We start from the raw sequence: 18,062 nt of genomic DNA, 5'->3' as shown, positions 1-18,062 counted from the left end.
CGCTGGGTCCTAAGCCTTACTCGGCGAGCGTTGCTTTCAGCCAGTCGACGAAGCGTTGCACCTTGCGGCGACTGAGGTGCTGGTGAGGGCAGACCAGCCAGAGCGAGCGTTGCATCACGCGCTTTTCGTGTCGCATGGGGCGAACCAGCCGGCCATCGGCGATCTCGCGCTGCGCGGTCAGGTCCGATTCCAGCGCCAGCCCGACGGCGGCGACCGCCATGTCGATCGACATGTGGGCCCGGTCGAAGAGGGCGCGTTGCAGCCCCTTGGGCGGCGCCTCACCCTGGGCGTCGAACCAGTGCGACCATTGCACGACGTTCTTGACCGAATGCAGCAGCCGGAAGCGCGCCAGATCGGCGATGTCGAGCGAGCCGGCCGGTGCGCAGCCCGGTGCACATAGGACCGACATTTCCTCGTCCCGCAGAAATTCGGTGTAAAGGCCCGGCCAGCCGCCCGAGCCGTGGCGGATCTCCAGGTCGATCGCCTCGCGGCTGTAGTCCGGCGGCTCGTTCGTGGCGTCGACATGCAGTTCGATGTCGGGGTTCGCCGTGATGAAGCCCGGCAAACGCGGCAGCACCCAGGTGTTGGCGAAGGTCGGCGCGATGCGCACGTTCAGCACCGTGTAGGAATGGCGCTCGCGCATCTGTTCGGTGACGCTCGCGACGCGCTCGACCTCGTGCCGGATCAGATCGAAATAGCGTTCGCCCGCTTCCGTCAGGATGACGCCGCGACCGGTCCGCGAAAACAGGCGCATGCCGAAAAAGGCTTCCAGAAGCTGGATCTGCTGGCTGATCGCCGACGGCGTGACGCCGATGCTGGCGCTCGCCTCGACCATGCTGCCGGCGCGGGCGGTGGCGTGAAAGGCGAGAATGGCACGGAACGGGATCTGCATCGGATTTAGATAATCTAATCAATGCGCCGGCGAAAGTCGTTTGCCTCGGCCCGTCTCCGGCCGGTATTCCAGACGTCAGGCCATCGCACGTCCGGGTGGACGGGCGCGCGATCGGATCGGGGGAAGGCCCGCCGCAGATCGGGGGAGACACGCTTCATGCCGGGGAGGGAGGCCCTGAGCCGATGGGGAACGAGCGCCCGGCGGGAGACTGCGGCTTCCGGCGGTCGGCAGCGGTCGCTCTGCGGCGGCTATCGCCGAGTTCCGCATAGCCGATCCAGCAGAACCGTCCGGGCCGTTCGAACATCATTTCAAGGGAGACCCTTCGCCATGAACCTCTACACAAAGCTTCTCGCACGCCAGAGCGCCGGCAAGCCCATTCGCGTCGGCCTGATCGGTGCGGGCAAGTTCGGATCGATGTTCCTGTCGCAGGTCCGGCACATTCCCGGCATGCATCTCTACGGCATCGCCGACCTCTCCGCCGACCGCGCCCGGGCGGCGCTGACCAACACCGGCTGGGACGCCGAGGCGGCGACCACGTCGAGCTTCGCGAATGCGCTGGCTTCGGGCCGAACCTGCATCACCGAGGATGGCGAGGCGCTGATCCGCGCCGACGGCCTCGACGTGGTGATCGACGCGACCGGCCACCCGGCCGCCGGCATCCGCCACGCCTTGCTGGCGGCCGAGCACGGTCGCCACATGGTCATGGTGAACGTCGAGGCGGACGTTCTGGCCGGCGCCTATCTCGTCGAGGAGTTCGACCGCGCCGGGCTGGTCTATTCGATGGCCTATGGCGACCAGCCGGCGCTGGTCTGCGAGATGATCGACTGGGCCCGCACCTGCGGCTTCCGCGTCGTGGCCGCCGGCAAGGGCACCAAGTACCTGCCGCAATACGCCGCCTCGACGCCGGAGACGGTCTGGGATCATTACGGCCTGACGCCCGAGGAGGCGGCGAAGGGCGGCATGAACCCGCAGATGTTCAACTCGTTTCTGGACGGCACCAAGTCGGCGCTCGAAATGGCGGCGATCTCCAACGCGTCGGGCCTCCTGGCGCCGCGCGACGGGCTGCTGTTTCCCCCCGTCGGCACCCATGATCTCGCCGAGATCCTGAAGCCGCGTTCGGCCGGCGGCATTCTCGAACAGGCCGGCATGGTGGAGGTGATCTCCAGTCTGGAGCGCGACGGCCGGCACGTCTTCGGCGATCTGAGATGGGGCGTCTACATCACCTTCGAGGCGATGGAGGACGACGGGCGCGGCGCCGACTATGTGCGCCGCTGCTTCCGCGAATATCAGGTCGTCACCGACAGCTCCGGCCGCTACGCGACCTTGTTCCGCCCCTCCCATCTCATCGGGCTGGAGCTCGGCGTCAGCGTCGCCAGCGCCGCATTGCGCGGCGAGCCGACCGGCCGGACCAACGGGCTCGTCTCCGATGTCGTGGCCGTCGCCAAGAAGGCCCTGAAGCCGGGCGATGTGCTCGACGGCGAGGGCGGCTACACCGTCTGGGGCCGGATCGCCCGCGCCGAGGATTCCCTGGCCATGGGCGGCCTGCCGATCGGCCTGGCGCACAACATGCCGCTGAAGCGCGCCGTCGCCGAGGGGCAGATGCTGAGCTGGGACGATGTCGAGGCGACCGAGAGCCAGGCGGTCACGATCCGCCGGTCGATGGAGGATCGCGCCCGCACCCAACGCGCCGCCGCGGCCTGAGCCGACGAGACCCGGCGCGCATCTGCCCGCCGGGTGGCGCGCTGGCGCCAAAGACCTCAGACGGAGCGCCGCCGCAACTTGCGGCGGCGTTTGCACATGGCAACGAGGTCATGCCGCCTCAGATCCCGAGCAGGTGCCAGACCGAGAGCGATAAGTCATCCCGCGACGTTCGGACGCCCGTCCGCTCGCGCAGGACGAAAACATTACGTTTTTCGCATGTCATGTGGTTCTGTGGTTCGACGCATCGTCTCATCGCAGGGAAAACCGGAATGAAGCGCGCGCATGACTGAGGCGAGGGACGGGCGTATGGCCGCCGCTCCGAACGGGGCGCTGGTCCGGCGTCTGGCGCGGATCGGGGCGATCGTCTGCGCGCTGACCGGGCTGGCGTTCGGCCTGCTCGCCTGGGGCATCGGCCGGCCCGACATCGCCGATCTGGCGTGGACCGCGGGCGTGATCCCGGTCCTGGTCATTCTCGTCGGCGAGATCGTCGTCAGCCTGCGGCAGGGCAATTTCGGGCTCGATATCGTCGCGGCACTGGCGATGCTTGCGGCGCTTCTGGTCGGCGAGACGCTCGCGGCCGCGGTGGTGGCGCTGATGTATGCCGGCGGCCAGGCGCTGGAAGCATTCGCCGAAGGCCGCGCCGGCCGCGAGATGACCGCGCTGCTCGACCGCGTGCCCAAACATGCGACGCGCTACCGCGACGGCGCGCTGGAAACCGTGCCCATCGCCGCCATCGTGCCCGGCGACAGACTGCTGATCCATCTCGGCGACGTGCTGCCGGTGGACGGAACCGTCGCCGGCGCGGCGCTGCTCGACCAGTCGGCGCTGACGGGAGAATCGCTGCCGGTCGCGCGCAGCGACGGCGAGACCGCGATGAGCGGCGCCAGCAATGTCGGCGCCGCCTTCGATCTGGTGGCGGGCGAATCGGCGGCGCGCAGCACCTATGCCGGCATCGTGCGCATGGTCGAGGAGGCGGCGCGGGCCAAGGCGCCGATGGCCCGGCTCGCCGATCGCTACGCTTTGGGCTTCATGGCGGTGACCATCGCTCTGTCTCTCGGGGCATGGTTGCTGTCGGGCGACGCGGTGCGCGCCGTCGCGGTCCTCGTCGTCGCCACGCCCTGTCCGCTGATCTTGGCGGTCCCGGTCGCCATCGTCGCCGGCATGTCCCGTGCGGCCGGAAGAGGCGTCCTGGTCAAGGGCGGTGGGGCGCTCGAAACCCTCGGCCGGATCGACACGCTCGTGGTCGACAAGACCGGCACGCTGACCCACGGCATTGCGACGGTCACCCGGATCGTCGCGTCGAAGGGCTGGGACGAGGCCGAGATCCTGCGTCTGGCCGCAAGTCTCGACCAGCTCTCGCAGCACGCGATCGCAAGGGCGCTGGTCGCCGAGGCGCATCGGCGGGACCTCGTCCTCGTCATGCCGCAGGAGGGCCGCGAAGTGGCCGGCGAGGGCGTGGAAGGCACGATCGACGGCCGCGCGATGCTTGTCGGCGGACGCCAACACGTCGCGTCGGCCCTGGCGCCGGACGAGCTTGCGGCGCTCGATGCGGCGGTGCCCGCCGGCGCGCTGATCGTCGCCCTGGTGGTGGAGGGCCGGCTTGCCGGTCTGATCCTGATGCAGGACGGTCTGCGCGACGGTGTCGGTGCGACGCTGGCCCGGATGCGGGCCCTTGGCGTCGGCCGGATCGTCCTGGCCACGGGGGATCGTCGCGACGTAGCGCTCGCCGTGACGGGGGACCTCGGCCTCGACGCCGTCGCCGCCGACCTCGTGCCGCAGGACAAGGTCGCGCTGGTCGGCCGCGAAAAGGCCGGCGGCTCGGTGATGATGGTCGGCGACGGGGTCAACGACGCGCCGGCGCTGGTTGCGGCCGATCTCGGCGTGGCGATGGGTGTCGAGGGCGCCGCCGCCTCGGCGGAAGCGGCCGACATCATTCTCCTGCGCGACGGTCTGGACGGGCTGGCCGACGCCATGGCCATCGCCCGCCGCTCGCGCCGCATCGCGCTGCAGAGCGTCGTGGTCGGACTGGGGCTGTCCGGCCTCGGCATGCTTGCGGCGGCGGCGGGCTACCTGGCGCCCGTGCAGGGCGCACTCCTGCAGGAGTTGATCGACGTCGCCGTCATCCTCAACGCCCTTAGAGCCCTGCGCCCGGCCTGAGGCGACCGGTCCGTCCCCACAGCAACCTTGGTTTCAAGTCGATGGCGGCGAACGTCTGTTGGTCCGGGGATACCCGTTTGCAGGCGGCCAGGAGAGGATGTGACACGCGGACGCATCTATGACTTTTTCTTGATATGCTGACCTTATAAGTCGTGTCCGCAGTCGCTAACAGACTGTTTCCTTGATCGAATTCTCACGATTTCTCCATTGCAGAAGAAGCGACGGCGCAAAGCCGTTAGGCAGAATTGAGCAAATCCCTTGGTATCTCGGGCCAACAGTTCGGTTTGAGATAGCTCGCTTGAGCCGAGCCGATCCATGGGAGCCAGTTCGCGATGCACATTCCTTTTTCCAGCCAGTCCCGCTTGGCCGATCCATCGCTCGTGTTTGACGCGCTGAGCAAATCGCTGGCGATCATCGAATTCGACCCGATCGGAAACATTCTCACGGCGAATGAGAACTTTTGCCGGGCGATGGGCTACAGGGCAGACGAGATCGTGGGCCGCCATCACTCGATGTTCGTCGAGCCAGCCTACGCACGGTCGGCAGAATACAAGGCGTTCTGGCATAAGTTGGGCAGCGGCACGTTCGACACGCGCGAGTACAAGCGTGTCGGCGCTGGAGGTCGCGAAGTTTGGATCCAGGCATCCTATAACCCGGTGATCGACCGCCGCGGCAAGGTGATCAAGGTCGTGAAACTGGCGACGGATATCACTGCGGAGAAGCTGAAGGCAGCCGAGAACGCCGGACGATTGGATGCACTTTCCCGGGCCGAGGCTGTGATCGAGTTCACCGTCGATGGCACGATCGTCGATGCGAACGACAATTTCTTGAATGCCGTCGGCTACCGGCTCGACGAGATCAAGGGCCAGCATCACCGCATGTTCGTGGAGCCCAGATATGCGGCGTCATCCGACTATGCTGATTTCTGGGAAAAGCTCGGTAGTGGCCAATTCGTGTCCGCCGAATTCAAGCGCATCGGCAAGAATGGCCGCGAGGTCTGGATCCAGGCCTCCTACAACCCGATCCTCGATATGAACGGCAAGGTCATGAAGGTGGTCAAGTTCGCCACCGACATCACGGGCCGCATCGAAGCGGTCAATTCCATCGCCGAAGGGCTCAAGCGCCTTGCCGATGGCGACATAGCGCAGCGGGTGGAGAGGCCTTTCATCCCGACGCTCGACAAGCTTCGCGTCGATTTCAATGCTTCGCTCGAGGTCGTCGAGAAAGCCATGCGGCAAGTCGGCGAGACAGCCCAGTCCATCTACGCCGCCACGAAAGAGATCCAGGTTGCCTCCAACGACCTGGCGAGACGCACTGAGCAGCAGGCCGCGTCGGTCGAACAAACGGCATCGGCCATTGCGGAGATGACCGACAGCGTGAAGGTGTCGACGCGTCGCGCAGAAGAGGTCGGGAGCCTTGTCACGCAGACACGAAACGAGGCGGAGGCATCCGGGGAAGTCGTTGAGCGGACAGTTGCCGCAATGGGGAAGATCGAGACATCCTCCGATCAGATCGTCAGTATCATCGCAGTGATCGACGAGATTGCCTTCCAGACGAACTTGCTGGCGCTGAACGCCGGAGTCGAGGCGGCCAGGGCTGGCGAGGCGGGTCGCGGTTTTGCCGTGGTGGCGCAGGAAGTGCGGGCCCTTGCGCAGCGATCGGCGACCGCGGCCAAAGAGATCAAGACCCTCATCAACGAATCCAATGCTCAGGTGAAGTCAGGCGCGGCGCTTGTGGGGGAGACCGGGCAGGCGCTCAAGGCGATCGTCACGAAGGTGCAGGACATCAGCGCGCATGTCGCATCGATCGTGGAAGCTGCCCGGAGCCAAGCCGTCGGTCTGAGCGAGATCAACAAGGCAGTCGGCTCGATCGACCAGGGGACGCAGCAGAACGCCGCGATGGTCGAGGAGTCGAGTGCCGCCTGCCATCATCTTCTGGATCAGACAACGACGCTCAACAGGCTGCTTGGTCACTTCGATGTCGTCCAGCCGGACCACGACGGCGTCCAATCGCAGAGTAAGACAGTCGCGAGCGGGTCGGTCGTCCAGTTGAGGACGACGTCGAGATCGGCGCCGGTAGCCGGCAATGCTGCCCTCAGGGCGCCGGAAGCAGCGCCAGCATGGAAAGAATTCTGATTGCATCCATGGATCGGCCGACGGGACACCCGGCCGATCCTTGTCCGGCGGTTCGTTTCGGGGGCGTGCTTACCGAAGCGATGGGCACATCGAAGCTGTCCGGACAGATGCCGCGAACGCAGACCAGCACCGGGACGCCACCAAGACACACCCGGCTTGATCCGGTGCCTGGCCGGCCGCGGCAACATAGTTGGCGCATTCGCCCGGCTTGACGATGTGGATCGGAGCGCTGACGGCGTCCCAGCCCGCCAGTTCTCCTTTCTTCGACTATTCATGAACACGATGTCGAGTCTCCCCCCGTGCGAGCGTCGGCATGTGCACCTGTTCGCCACAGGCCCGCAAGGATATGCCGTTCGCGGCACCACCGAGGACCATCGGCGCGGCCATGCCGGTCCGTCGCAGGGCGTCAGGGAGGGTCATCGGCTGCAGTGACCGTGAGGGACCCAGGCTTGGCGACGTTCGCCGCGAGGGGGCCCGGGCAGGCCGGCGGAACATCTTCATCGACTGCCCTGTTTCGTCGATGAGCGCCAGGCGGGCCGGATCGAACGCAGCGGGGCGCGACCATACGGGCGGTCGGCAGCCAGCCACCGAAACTGCAACGGATCAAGGTCCGGCCGTCCGCATTGACCTTCAATGCAGTGGCACAGTCCGCCGTGTCTGCTGTCGCTTGCTCCTGTCCATCAAAGCGAGCCACCACGCATAGCTACGAGGATCCAGCAAATGAGAGCTGTCGTTTTCCACGGTATCCGCGACATTCGCCTGGACACGGTCCCCGATCCCACGATCAAGAACCCGACCGACGCCATCGTGCGGATCACGTCGAGCGCCATCTGCGGCACCGACCTGCACATGATCCGCGGATCGATGCCGGGGATGGTCGAGGGCACCGTCATGGGGCACGAGGGTGTCGGCGTGATCGAGGAGGTGGGCAGCAGCGTCCGCAATCTGCGTCCCGGCCAGCGCGTGGTGATCCCGTCGACGATCGCCTGCGGCCACTGCTCCTACTGCCGCGACGGCTATACCGCCCAGTGCGACGAAGCCAATCCGAACGGTCACCTCGCCGGGACGGCCTTCTATGGCGGCCCGCAGCAAACCGGCCCGTTCGACGGGCTGCAGGCGGAATATGCCCGCATTCCCCATGCCAACGTCAATCTCGTGCCGCTGCATCCGGAGATCACCGACCATCAGGCGATCTGCCTCTCGGACATCGCCTCCACCGGCTGGTTCGGCGCCGACATCGCCGATATCGAGGCCGGCCGCGGCAAGACGGTGCTGGTGATGGGCTGCGGTCCGGTCGGGCTGTTCAGCATTTTGGGGGCCTGGCACAAGGGCGCCCAGCGGGTGATCGCCGTCGACCGTCTGCCGGACCGGCTGGACAAGGCACGCGAACTGGGCGCCGAGACGATCAATTTCGACGAAGAGAACCCGATCGAGGCGATCCGCGAACTCACCGGCGGCATCGGGCCGGACCGGGCGATCGATGTCGTCGGGGTCGATGCCTTCATGCCCACCAAGGGGCCGATGCGGGTGCTGGAAAAGCGCGCCGAGCAATATGCCGAGCAGGTCGAGCGGCTGGCCGAGGCGGGTGCCGACACCAATGCGGCGCATTTTGCCGCCGGCGACGCGCCGTCCCTGTCGCTCGAATGGGCCACAGAGGCACTGGCCAAGGCTGGCACCCTGGCGATCATCGGCGTCTATCCCCAGAGCCACAACGCCTTCCCGATCGGCACGGCGATGAACAAGAACATCACCATGCGGATGGGGAATGCCAACCACAAGAAGTACGTCCAGGAACTGGTGGAACTGGTGCGGCGCGGCGGGCTGAAGCCCGAACATATCCTGTCCCAGATGGAACCGATGACCGACGTCATCGCTGCCTATGAGACCTTCGACGCCCAGAACAAGGGCTGGGTGAAAGTGGAACTGAACCCCGCCGCTTGAGGCGCGTCGCCGTCCGCCGCGCGGCGGTTCACATGTCAAGGAAAGGAGAATGTCATGTCCGATGCCCGGACCCTGCAAACCGGCTGTTATGCCATCGACCACATCCGCAAGCCGGTGACGGTCTATTTCCACGACGACATCATCGCCAGCACCGACCATGCGCTTCTCGTGCGCGAGGAGGGCGCCGAGCCGATCTACTATATCCCCAAGGATCGCGTTCACACGGCGTTCTTCGTCGACAGCGACCGCGGCGGCGTACCCGAAGCCAGGGGGCAGGCGCGGTTCTGGACGATCTCGGCGATGAACCGCGCCGGCCAGGACGCGGCCTGGGCCTATACGGACCCGGTCGACGAACTGAGCGCCGTGCGCGACCATATCGCTTTCGATCCCACCCAGGTCCGGGTCGAGGTCGGAGGACCGCCCGCCGGCGCGGTCGAAGAGACCCTGTAAGGCGTGATCGGGCGGCGCTGCCGCGTGGCAGCGGCCTGCAAGCGTGCCGGCATGGAGCGGCGCGGCCGCGTCGCCGCCCGCCTGCCGGATGGGCGGCGGCTTTCCAGTGGCCTTCGGCGGCGGCGCGGGGCCGCGGCCGGCATCCGGCGGCGCCGGCCACTGACTTCTTGCGATCGGAGACGAACATGGATGCGGATGCGAAGGGGCGATGGCTGACCTGGCTCTGGCGCATCGGCATCGCCGGCTTCGTGGCGCTGGCCGGTTATCTGATCTGGCGGACGCTGCGGGACTACAGCATTGACGAACTGATGCAGGCGCTGCGGGCGTTTCCCCTCGACCATCTGGCCCTTTCCGGCATGTTTGCGGCGGGAAGCTACGCGACGCTCACGCTGTTCGATCTTCTCGGCACCCGCTATGTCGGGCACCGGCTGGCCTATCCCAAGGTGGCGCTGGCATCATTCGTGTCGCTATCGCTCGGCCATTCCATCGGCTTTGCCGGCCTGAGCAGCGGCGCGATCCGCTATCGCTTCTACCGGCGCTGGGGCCTGTCGACCGGCGATGTCGCCAAGCTGATCCTGTTTTCCGGGCTCACAGTGACCGTCGGCCTCGCCACTCTTGGTGCACTGGCCGTGCTCTTGCGCCCCGCGCTCGCGGCGGAGGTGACGGGTCTCGGCCAGGGCATGGTCCTTGCCATCGGCGTCGTCGCGGCGCTGGGGGTCGGCATCTATCTGCTTCTGGCCGCCTTCCTGCGCCGCCCCCTGAGATTCCGCTCCTTCGTTCTGGAAATGCCGAGCCTGCGCCTGGCGTTGGGGCAGGTCGTGCTCGGCGCCACCAATTTCGCCCTGGTCGCGGCCTGCCTCCACCAGGCGCTGCTCGGGATCGCCGAAGTCCCGTATCTGTCGGCGGCCACGGTCTATGTGCTGGCCAATGCCGGCGTCATGCTGACCCACGTGCCCGGCGGGCTCGGTGTCTTCGAAGCCGTCGTGGTGACGCTTCTGTCCGGTCGCGGCCTGCTGACCGCGGTGCTGGTCTTCCGCTTCACCTATTTCCTCGTGCCGCTCGCCATCGGTGGCCTGGTTCTGGCCATCACCGAAGCCGTCTGGCGCTCGACGACGTCGTCGTGGGGCGCCTCGGTCAGGAGCAGCTGAAGCGACCGCGCCACCAGGCTGCCGTGCCGAAGGGAGCGATCGGATCGAGCAGACGCGTACCGAGTTGCGGCCGCTGCGGGCCTGAGGAGCCAAGTGCGGGAAAGCCGACGAGGCGCCGGTCGCCGCCGTTCAGCCGGTCGATGGTGCGGATCAGCGATCCGGTTTCCGCGAACGTCTCCAGCACCGTCGCCGGATCGGCGCCGAGATGCTCGCCGACCAGCCGGGCCATGACCGTGCGGATCGCCGCCCGATGCTCCGGTGTATCGGGGACGAGGCCGAGGTCGCATTCGGTGTCGACGCCGATCGAGCGGTTGTTGAAATTCGTCGACCCGACCCGAAGGAAGCTGTCGTCGGCGACGAGGATCTTGGAATGGATGAAGATCTCGTCGGGGTCGGAGACCGGACCCTGCATCGGGTGGAAGACCCGCAGCCTGTCGTGCCGGTCGAACCGCTTCAGATGGCGCAGGAGCCGGTCCCGGTTCGTGCCTTCTGACAACTGCTCGACGAAGCCGTTCATGCTGCGCGTGGTGACGACCACGATCTCCGGGCCGTCCGGGGCCTCGAGCAGTTCGGGCAGGATGGTGCGGGCAAGCGCGCCGGCGAAATACTGGTTCTCGATGTAGATCGTCCGCCGTGCGCTGCGCAGCGCGTCGACCGTCAGCCAGGCCGCGTGGCGCACGGGCGGTGGACCGCGCCAGCCGCCGCCCGGATCGGTGACCGCGATGCCCGCCGGCACATGCCTGAAATCGGGGGATCGGTCGGGTTGGCCGGCGATCGGGTCTGTGGCCGGGCCTGCAAATCGCGGCGCCGCGTCGGTGGCCCGCTGCCAGCGCGCAGCCGCAATGGCCAGGAGGTCGTCCACGACGGGGCCCGTCAGGGCGACCTGGCAATCATGCACCGGCCGCGCCTTCGATCCGTCGGCCTCGACCCGTCTTTCGTCGGCTGGGCGATGCTCCTGCGTATCCCAGCGGCCGACGGTCAGGTCGATCCCGCCCACGAAGGCGAGAACCCCGTCGATGAGGACGATCTTCTGGTGATGGGACGCGTAGAAACGGTTCGTGCGGTCGAGCTTGAGATGGATTCGCGGATGGTCCTGCCAGTCGCCGCCGAAGAGCAGCGACATGCCATGGCTGGGGGCATGCGCGACCGCGAAGCTCCAGATCAGGATGTGGATCTCGAGCGTCTCATGCGCCTCGACCAGAGAGCGCAGTCGGTCGCCCAGCATGGTGCCGTTGCCGTCGGCATCGGGGCGCAGGCGGACACTGGCGTCGAAGTCCCAGCCGACGATGACGATCGAGCGCCGGGCCTCTTCGAGACACGCGTCCAGACGCGCGAAATAACGCGCGCCATCGACGAGCACGGTGGCCGTCTCGGCGCGCGAGACGCTGCGGCAGTTCCGTCCCGCCTGCAACAGAGCGGAAGGTGCGCGCGCCTCCGCCTCTTCGTGTCCATGGCCGATTGGCGCGTGGGGTGTGCCCTGCCTCATTCCGTCTCGCTTGTTCGTGAAGATGGCGTCATCCAAGGGATATAATCATGTGACTTTCGCCGGAAACAGGAAGACGCACACCCGGGATCCCCGATTGGACGTCCTTGGATGGCAATGCGGAGCATAAGCGGCGATCGCCCAGCGAAACGCCATTCGTTGGCAAGCAACAGAAATTCCGATGCGCCCTTTGGCGCAGGGGCTGTTACCCTCGGGGCCGGTGATCGCCACGGCGGTGCTTATCCTACTTTAGGGACACGTCTCCGCCGTTTCGACAGAACGGAGGAGATGTGGAGGTATTCGATGGATCAGACCCAGAAGCAGGCAGTGGAAGCCGTAGCACGCGCAGCAGCGACGGGCTCGCTGATGATCGTCCGCCAGACCGCAAGGCGGATCGCCGCGGCCAATGCCATCACCGACGAGGAGCGGATCGACGATCTCGCCCGGTTCATCATCGCCGAAGGCGGGCGGCTCGGCGTCGCCATGGAACCGGGATCGCGGGAGGCCGTCGAGCGTCTGAAGAACGACGGTGCCGGCACCATCGTGGCACTCTGACGAGCAGGTGAGCGAGGTCGAACGGTCGGTCGGCGCTCTCGCGGCGAGCATGCGCGAGGCGGAACGCGAACGGGCCGTGTGGGCCGAGGGCCGTCGCGCCTGCCGGGAAGAGGGCCCGAATGCGCGCTTTGCCGGCACCAACGCCGCCGACCACGCCATCTGGCTCGCCGGCTTCGCCTATGAAGAGGGGCGGCGGCGGGCCGGGCGATCCTGGCCGGATCGGTGATGCCGAGATATTCCGGCTCATCATTCCGGTGGTGCCGGCAATGACCGCTTCGCCAATGTCAGGGCAGCGTCGAAGATCTGCCCGTGACGGAGCAACCCGGTTGATCTGAAGGTCCGCCGCCTACATCCCGGAGATGTCACTCGGATATCATCGGCAATCGGGAGCGATCTGACAGATGGGGACAATACCGAAGGTCTGCAGGACACCTGTTCCTCAGAGGACCTTTCCGGGAGCCGCATGACCACGGATCCGCATTCCCGAGTCGATCTTTGCGAGGCGGGCCGGCCCTTTCGGGTGCGGCCGGCCTCCGTGATGGCGGTCGCCCTGGGGGGGACGGTTCCGGCCGCCCCGCTGCCGGCGCGCGCAGCCGACACGCCGATGTATTACCTGGAGACCTTCGGCGCGAAGGGCGACATGACCGTCCCGTTGCTCTGGGCGCTGATCGCGGTCTCGGTGCTGGTGGTCGTCGTCATCAGCGCCATGGTGATCACCGGGATCCTGCGTCGCCGCGACCCGGATCTGCAGGCGGGCGGCCGCATCATCGCTGTCTCGCGCCCGCCCGGCGGGATCGGCTGGATCCATGCCGGCCTCGTTCTGACGACCCTCGTGCTGATCGGCTTCACCGCCTGGACGGTGGACCTCATGGCCCGGATTGCCGCGCCTGGCCGTGAGCCGTCCTTCATGATCGAGGTGACGGCGCAGCAATTCTGGTGGGAGGCGCGCTACGTCGATCCCGACGATCCCGCACGCAGCTTCGAGACGGCCAACGAACTGCATATTCCCCTCGGGGAGCCGGTGCGCATCAGGCTGCGCTCGACCGACGTCATTCATTCCTTCTGGGTTCCGGCGCTGTCCGGCAAGACCGACGCCATTCCCGGACAGATCAACGAGACCTGGATCCAGGGCGATCGGGTCGGCGTCTATCGCGGCCAGTGCACCGAGTATTGCGGGCAGCAGCACACCAACATGGCCATGCGCATGTTCGTCGACGCGCCCGACGACTTCACGGCCTGGTGGGATGCGCAGGCCGCGGACGCGGAGCCGGCATCGCCCGGCTCGCTGGCGGTCGCCGGACGGCAGGCGTTTCGCCTGCGCTGCGGCGCCTGCCACACGGTGCGCGGCACCCGGTCCGCAGGCGAGGTCGGGCCGGATCTCACCCATCTGATGAGCCGGACGACGATCGCCTCCGCAATGCTGCCCAACACGAAGGGGCATCTGTCGGGCTGGATCGCCGCGCCGCAGGCACTCAAGCCGGGCAGCCACATGCCCGATACGGGTATTTCGGGCCCCGAACTGCACGCCATCCGCACCTATCTCGCGACGCTGGACTGAGGGGAGAGCCGTGGCAGAGCCGCATCAGAAAATCCCGCAGGCGGGCGTCGCGACGCCGGAACTGGAAGCTCGGCTCCGGGCGATCTGGGAGACGGAGTCCGGCCTGATGGGCTGGATCGGCACCGTCGATCACAAGGAAATCGGCATCCGCTACATCGTCACGGCCTTCGCCTTCCTCATCGCGGGCGGCATCGAGGCACTGATCATGCGGATCCAACTCGCCGGGCCCGAGCAGAGCGTGGTGACCCCGGAACAGTACGACCAGCTGTTCTCGATGCACGGCATCACGATGATCTTCCTCTATGCCCTGCCGATCCTGTCGGGCTTCTCGAACTATCTTTTCCCGTTGCTCTTCGGCTCGCGGGACATGGCGTTTCCGCGGCTGAACGCCTTCTCCTACTGGGTGTATCTCGCCTCCGGCCTGTTCATGTATTCAAGCTTCCTGATCGGCGCGGCGCCGAATGACGGCTGGTTCAACTACGCACCCTATTCGCTGAAGGACTTCAATCCCGGCCCGAACATGGATTTCTATGCCCTCGGCATGATCTTCCTCGGCATATCCACCACGGTCGGCGCGGCGAACTTCGTCGTCACCTTCCTGCGGTGCCGGGCGCCCGGCATGTCGATCAACCGCATCCCGATCATGGTCTGGGGAACGACGACGATCTCGATGGGCATTCTCCTGTCCGTGCCCGCCGTCAGTCTCGCCTTCTTCCTGCTCTGGATGGACCGACAGTTCGGGACGCATTTCTACGAGACCGGCGGGGGCGGCGAGCCGCTCCTGTGGCAGCACCTGTTCTGGATCTTCGCCCATCCCTGGGTCTACATCATCGTGCTGCCGGCCATGGGCATGGCGTCCGACGTCCTGCCGGTGTTCTGTCGGCGTCCCCTGGTCGCCTATACGCTCGTGGTGCTTGGAACGATCAGCACCATGGCGCTGGGTTTCGGCGTGTGGGTGCACCACATGTTCACCACCGGCATCCCGTACCTCTCGATGTCGTTCTTCAGCGGTGCCTCCTTCATCATCACCATTCCCAGTGCGATCGCGGTCTTCGCCTGGATCGCCACCATCTGGACCGGCCGGATCGTCGTCTCGGCGGCCTTTCTCTACTTCGCCGCCTTCATCGCCATGTTCGTCATCGGCGGCGTGTCGGGCGTGATGACCGCGTCGGTGCCCGCCGATCTGCAATTGCACGACACCTATTTCGTCGTGGCGCATATCCATTACGTGCTGATCGGCATCAATTTGTTCGGCGTGCTCGGCGGGCTGCATTTCTGGTTTCCCAAGATGAGCGGGCGGATGCTGGGCGAGCGCTTGGGGCGCTGGACCTTCTGGACCATCTTCGCCGGGTTCAATCTCGGCTTCCTGCCAATGCACTGGACCGGGCTTCTGGGCATGCCGCGCCGGATCTATACCTATCCGCAGGACATCGGCTGGAGCGCGATGAACATGCTCACCACGGTGGGCAGCTTCATCTTCGCCGTCGGTTTCGCCATGCTCTTGGTCAACGTCCTGGTCAGCCTGCGGCGCGGCGCGCCGGCCGGCGCCAATCCCTGGGACGCGCCGACGCTGGAATGGGCGGTCTCGTCGCCGCCGCCGCCCTACAATTTCGCGGTGCTGCCTGTCATCGCCAGCCGCCATCCCCTGTGGGAGAGCCGGCTCGACGAAGGCCGCGGCGATTCCTCCCTCGAACGCGGGCTGTTGCTCGACGATGGCAAGGAGATGCTGGTGACGACGCCGATCGACGCCCAGCCGGACCTGATCGTGAAAATGCCCGGCGACGATCCCTGGCCGTTCCTGGTGACCCTCGCCATGACCCTGGGCTTCGCCGCGCTTCTCCTGCACTGGTGGTGGGTTGCGGCCGGTGCTGGGCTGGCGATCCTTGTCGGCCTGCTTGCCTGGCTCTGGCCACGGGCCGATCTCGGCCAGAAGCGGGAGCCGGGCCATGCGTGATGCCGTCCCCGTGGGCGAGGCGCCCCTGCAGATCGGATCGCTGGCGGTCGGCAGCATTGCCCGCCGGGCCTCGGGCTGGTGGGGCATGGTGACCCTCGTTGCGACCGAGGCCGTCCTCTTTTCCTATCTCCTGTTCAGCTATTTCTATCTGGCCACCCAGTCCGGCCCGAACTGGTATCCGGCCGAACTGCCGTCCTTCACGCTGTCGGCGCCGAGCACGGCCATCCTGATCGCCAGCAGTATCGCCGTCTGGTTCGCGGAAAAGGGCGCCGAAACCGGGTCCCGCGGCCGGCTGGTGGCGGGATTGCTGGTCGGCCTTCTGCTGGGCACGATATTCGTCGGTCTGCAGCTCAAGGAATGGCTCAACAAGCCCTTCACCCTGTCGGCTCATTCCTACGGCTCGATGTATTTCACGGTGACGGGATTCCATCTGGCCCATGTCGTGGTCGGGCTGGTCATCCTGGCCGTGCTGACCGTGTGGAGCACTCTGGGCTATTTCGACCGCCAGCGCATGGCGCCGGTCGCCATCGGCGCCCTGTACTGGCACTTCGTCGATGCCGTCTGGCTGGCAGTCTTCTTCAGCCTCTACATCACGCCCCATCTGAGGTGAGCGGATGACGGAACGGACACGCCCGATCTTCCATATCGGACATCCGGCGCCGGCCTCGGGCATGGTTGCGAACTGGCGCCTCATCGTCGGCATTGTCGGGGCTCCGGCGGCCTGGACCTTGCAATTGTCGGCGGCCACCGCCTTGGCCGGAAACGCCTGCATCGCTGGCGACGGCGCGAAACGTCCGGTTGTCGATCTCGACGGGATCGGCGCGATGATCGTCGCGGCGAATCTCGCGGCCCTAGTCCTTGCCCTGGCCTCGCTCACGCTGGCGCTCCTCGCCTACCGCCAGACCCGCAAGCAATCCTCCGGGCTCCACCGGGACATTCTGGACACGGCGGAGGGGCGAAGCTGCTTCCTCGCCCTCTGGGGCGTGGGAATCGGCACGCTGTTCACCGTCGCCATCGCCTTCAACACCGTCTCGCTGTTCTGGACGAGCCTATGCGGTCTGTAATACGTGCCGCCGCGGGCCTGGTGATGCTCGTCCTCGCCGGCTGCGGGGACGATGCGGCGCACTCGCGAGCCGAGGCCATCGGCGATGTCGCGATCGGCGCGGTTCGCATCCGCCAGGCCGGTTGTGGCGCCTGCCACATCATCCCCGGCATCGACGGGGCCGAGGGTCTCGTCGGCCCGCCGCTCGACCATATGGCCAACCGGCTTTATCTTGCCGGGCTGCTGCGCAACACGCCGGCCAACATGATCCACTGGCTGCGCGAGCCCCAGGCGATCGCACCGGGCAGCGTCATGCCCGACATGGGACTGACGGAGCAGCAGGCCCGCGACATCACGGCCTATCTCTATACGCTGCAGTGACCGCCGGCGGCGGCATCCCACAAAGAGAGGCCGGCCTCCGTCCGGCCGCGCGCTTCCTGCGGCACGAGGAGGCCGTTCAGTCTCACCGCCCCGTCGTCGCCGTCCGGTGCGGCGCGGAAGAACGGACCTGGTTTCGCGACTGCGAGGGAGGGCGCATTAGAGCGTCCACGGCAGAGTTGCCGACGAATATGCAACGGGTGCGGGGATCTTGTCTGCACGCGGACGTAGAAACGAGCATCCCGGCTTGTGCCGCCGACCCAGAGGCAAAAAGTCTCGAGATGGGTACACCGACCGCGCCACGACACCGCGCCGTCGAGTGCACATCTGAGCCGAGGCGGCGCGGCATCCCGATCTGGCTGTCCGAGGAGGCAGGCGTTCAGCAAAATGATGCTGCAGCCCAGTATTCAAAATGCTGAAGGCCGAACTCGTCTGGCGCCGTCTTTCGGCAGGGCAGAGGCCGGCCGTAAGTGTCGTCTGCGCGGCACGGCGGCGAACTCGTCGTACGGCTTGAGCGGCAGGTCCGCCGCTCAGCAACCGCCCTGTTTCCAGTTATCGAACTTTCGTTACGTAGGGGCCTCTCGCAATCCGGGGTGAGTAGCCGCCCACCAGAGTTGAGCGGAACCCTCCTGGTCGTTTTCCGTTCCGCCAACAGTTCCATACGACAA

14 protein-coding genes and 1 pseudogene are annotated in these 18,062 nt (G+C 66.5%); 13 read left to right on the top strand and 2 right to left on the bottom strand.

Going from position 1 to position 18,062, the window contains the following annotated elements; translation table 11 throughout:
• Positions 1 to 16: 16 nt before the first annotated feature.
• Entirely contained in the window at positions 17 to 892 is an 876-nt protein-coding gene (locus SI859A1_RS11380) for a LysR substrate-binding domain-containing protein (protein ID WP_009209913.1), read from the bottom strand.
• Positions 893 to 1,219: 327 nt separating this feature from the next.
• Here SI859A1_RS11380 and SI859A1_RS11375 point away from each other — a divergent pair, with 327 nt between their 5' ends.
• The 6 genes and pseudogenes from SI859A1_RS11375 to SI859A1_RS11350 all read left to right on the top strand — a co-directional run bounded on the left by SI859A1_RS11375 (position 1,220) and on the right by SI859A1_RS11350 (position 10,424).
• A complete protein-coding gene (locus SI859A1_RS11375; protein ID WP_009209912.1) occupies positions 1,220 to 2,593 on the top strand; it encodes an NAD(P)H-dependent oxidoreductase in 1,374 nt (457 codons plus the stop codon).
• 306 nt (positions 2,594 to 2,899) lie between these two features.
• On the top strand, positions 2,900 to 4,750 hold the full coding sequence (locus SI859A1_RS11370; protein ID WP_148233813.1) for a heavy metal translocating P-type ATPase: 1,851 nt from the start codon (positions 2,900 to 2,902) through the stop codon (positions 4,748 to 4,750).
• Between the two features lie 332 nt (positions 4,751 to 5,082).
• A complete protein-coding gene (locus tag SI859A1_RS11365) occupies positions 5,083 to 6,885 on the top strand; it encodes a methyl-accepting chemotaxis protein (RefSeq protein WP_009209910.1) in 1,803 nt (600 codons plus the stop codon).
• A 633-nt stretch (positions 6,886 to 7,518) separates the two neighbouring features.
• Positions 7,519 to 8,379 (top strand): annotated as a pseudogene (locus SI859A1_RS22450) (alcohol dehydrogenase catalytic domain-containing protein); the annotation flags it as partial.
• A 501-nt stretch (positions 8,380 to 8,880) separates the two neighbouring features.
• Positions 8,881 to 9,276 (top strand): DUF427 domain-containing protein, encoded by a 396-nt coding sequence (locus tag SI859A1_RS11355; protein ID WP_050767507.1) that lies wholly within the window; start codon positions 8,881 to 8,883, stop codon positions 9,274 to 9,276.
• Between the two features lie 185 nt (positions 9,277 to 9,461).
• Positions 9,462 to 10,424: a lysylphosphatidylglycerol synthase domain-containing protein gene (locus SI859A1_RS11350; RefSeq protein WP_009209907.1), complete on the top strand. Its 963-nt coding sequence runs from the start codon at positions 9,462 to 9,464 to the stop codon at positions 10,422 to 10,424.
• On the opposite strand, the gene SI859A1_RS11345 is transcribed toward SI859A1_RS11350, so the two are convergent.
• Positions 10,411 to 11,910 carry a phospholipase D-like domain-containing protein gene (locus tag SI859A1_RS11345; RefSeq protein ID WP_081451372.1) on the bottom strand — a complete coding sequence of 500 codons (1,500 nt, stop codon included), beginning with the start codon at positions 11,908 to 11,910 and terminating at the stop codon, positions 10,411 to 10,413. The two genes, SI859A1_RS11350 and SI859A1_RS11345, sit on opposite strands and share 14 nt — an antisense overlap.
• A gap of 300 nt (positions 11,911 to 12,210) precedes the next feature.
• Here SI859A1_RS11345 and SI859A1_RS11340 point away from each other — a divergent pair, with 300 nt between their 5' ends.
• The 7 genes from SI859A1_RS11340 to SI859A1_RS11310 all read left to right on the top strand — a co-directional run bounded on the left by SI859A1_RS11340 (position 12,211) and on the right by SI859A1_RS11310 (position 17,397).
• On the top strand, positions 12,211 to 12,462 hold the full coding sequence (locus SI859A1_RS11340; RefSeq protein WP_040325712.1) for a hypothetical protein: 252 nt from the start codon (positions 12,211 to 12,213) through the stop codon (positions 12,460 to 12,462).
• Between the two features lie 7 nt (positions 12,463 to 12,469).
• Entirely contained in the window at positions 12,470 to 12,688 is a 219-nt protein-coding gene (locus SI859A1_RS11335) for a hypothetical protein (RefSeq protein ID WP_040325711.1), read from the top strand.
• Between the two features lie 312 nt (positions 12,689 to 13,000).
• Entirely contained in the window at positions 13,001 to 14,020 is a 1,020-nt protein-coding gene (gene coxB, locus SI859A1_RS11330; protein WP_244400974.1) for a cytochrome c oxidase subunit II, read from the top strand.
• 10 nt (positions 14,021 to 14,030) lie between these two features.
• The gene (gene ctaD, locus SI859A1_RS11325; RefSeq protein WP_009209903.1) at positions 14,031 to 15,974 is read left to right on the top strand and encodes a cytochrome c oxidase subunit I; all 1,944 of its coding nucleotides are present in this window, start codon (positions 14,031 to 14,033) and stop codon (positions 15,972 to 15,974) included.
• Entirely contained in the window at positions 15,967 to 16,584 is a 618-nt protein-coding gene (locus SI859A1_RS11320; RefSeq protein ID WP_040325710.1) for a cytochrome c oxidase subunit 3, read from the top strand. Before ctaD ends, SI859A1_RS11320 begins: the two co-directional genes overlap by 8 nt.
• Before the next feature lie 4 nt (positions 16,585 to 16,588).
• Positions 16,589 to 17,038 carry a hypothetical protein gene (locus tag SI859A1_RS11315; protein WP_040325709.1) on the top strand — a complete coding sequence of 150 codons (450 nt, stop codon included), beginning with the start codon at positions 16,589 to 16,591 and terminating at the stop codon, positions 17,036 to 17,038.
• Positions 17,026 to 17,397, top strand: coding sequence for a c-type cytochrome (locus SI859A1_RS11310; protein WP_009209901.1), 372 nt, complete (start codon positions 17,026 to 17,028; stop codon positions 17,395 to 17,397). The genes SI859A1_RS11315 and SI859A1_RS11310 overlap by 13 nt, the downstream gene beginning before the upstream one ends.
• Positions 17,398 to 18,062: the final 665 nt, after the last annotated feature.

Origin of the sequence: Aurantimonas manganoxydans SI85-9A1, assembly GCF_000153465.1 — a bacterium.
GTDB lineage: Bacteria > Pseudomonadota > Alphaproteobacteria > Rhizobiales > Rhizobiaceae > Aurantimonas > Aurantimonas manganoxydans.
The sequence above is the reverse complement of the archived record's forward strand: the minus strand, read 5'-3'. Positions and strand labels throughout refer to the sequence as shown.

Bases quoted from the DNA above. Each gene is read 5' to 3' on its own strand.
- SI859A1_RS11355 (WP_050767507.1), top strand. From the start codon at position 8,881: ATGTCCGATGCCCGGACCCTGCAAACCGGCTGTTATGCCATCGACCAC.
- SI859A1_RS11370 (WP_148233813.1), top strand. From the start codon at position 2,900: ATGGCCGCCGCTCCGAACGGGGCGCTGGTCCGGCGTCTGGCGCGGATC.
- SI859A1_RS11350 (WP_009209907.1), top strand. From the start codon at position 9,462: ATGGATGCGGATGCGAAGGGGCGATGGCTGACCTGGCTCTGGCGCATC.
- SI859A1_RS11310 (WP_009209901.1), top strand. From the start codon at position 17,026: ATGCGGTCTGTAATACGTGCCGCCGCGGGCCTGGTGATGCTCGTCCTC.
- coxB (WP_244400974.1), top strand. From the start codon at position 13,001: ATGGCGGTCGCCCTGGGGGGGACGGTTCCGGCCGCCCCGCTGCCGGCG.
- SI859A1_RS11315 (WP_040325709.1), top strand. From the start codon at position 16,589: ATGACGGAACGGACACGCCCGATCTTCCATATCGGACATCCGGCGCCG.
- SI859A1_RS11365 (WP_009209910.1), top strand. From the start codon at position 5,083: ATGCACATTCCTTTTTCCAGCCAGTCCCGCTTGGCCGATCCATCGCTC.
- SI859A1_RS11345 (WP_081451372.1), bottom strand. From the start codon at position 11,910: ATGAGGCAGGGCACACCCCACGCGCCAATCGGCCATGGACACGAAGAG.
- SI859A1_RS11320 (WP_040325710.1), top strand. From the start codon at position 15,967: ATGCGTGATGCCGTCCCCGTGGGCGAGGCGCCCCTGCAGATCGGATCG.
- SI859A1_RS11340 (WP_040325712.1), top strand. From the start codon at position 12,211: ATGGATCAGACCCAGAAGCAGGCAGTGGAAGCCGTAGCACGCGCAGCA.
- SI859A1_RS11380 (WP_009209913.1), bottom strand. From the start codon at position 892: ATGCAGATCCCGTTCCGTGCCATTCTCGCCTTTCACGCCACCGCCCGC.
- SI859A1_RS11375 (WP_009209912.1), top strand. From the start codon at position 1,220: ATGAACCTCTACACAAAGCTTCTCGCACGCCAGAGCGCCGGCAAGCCC.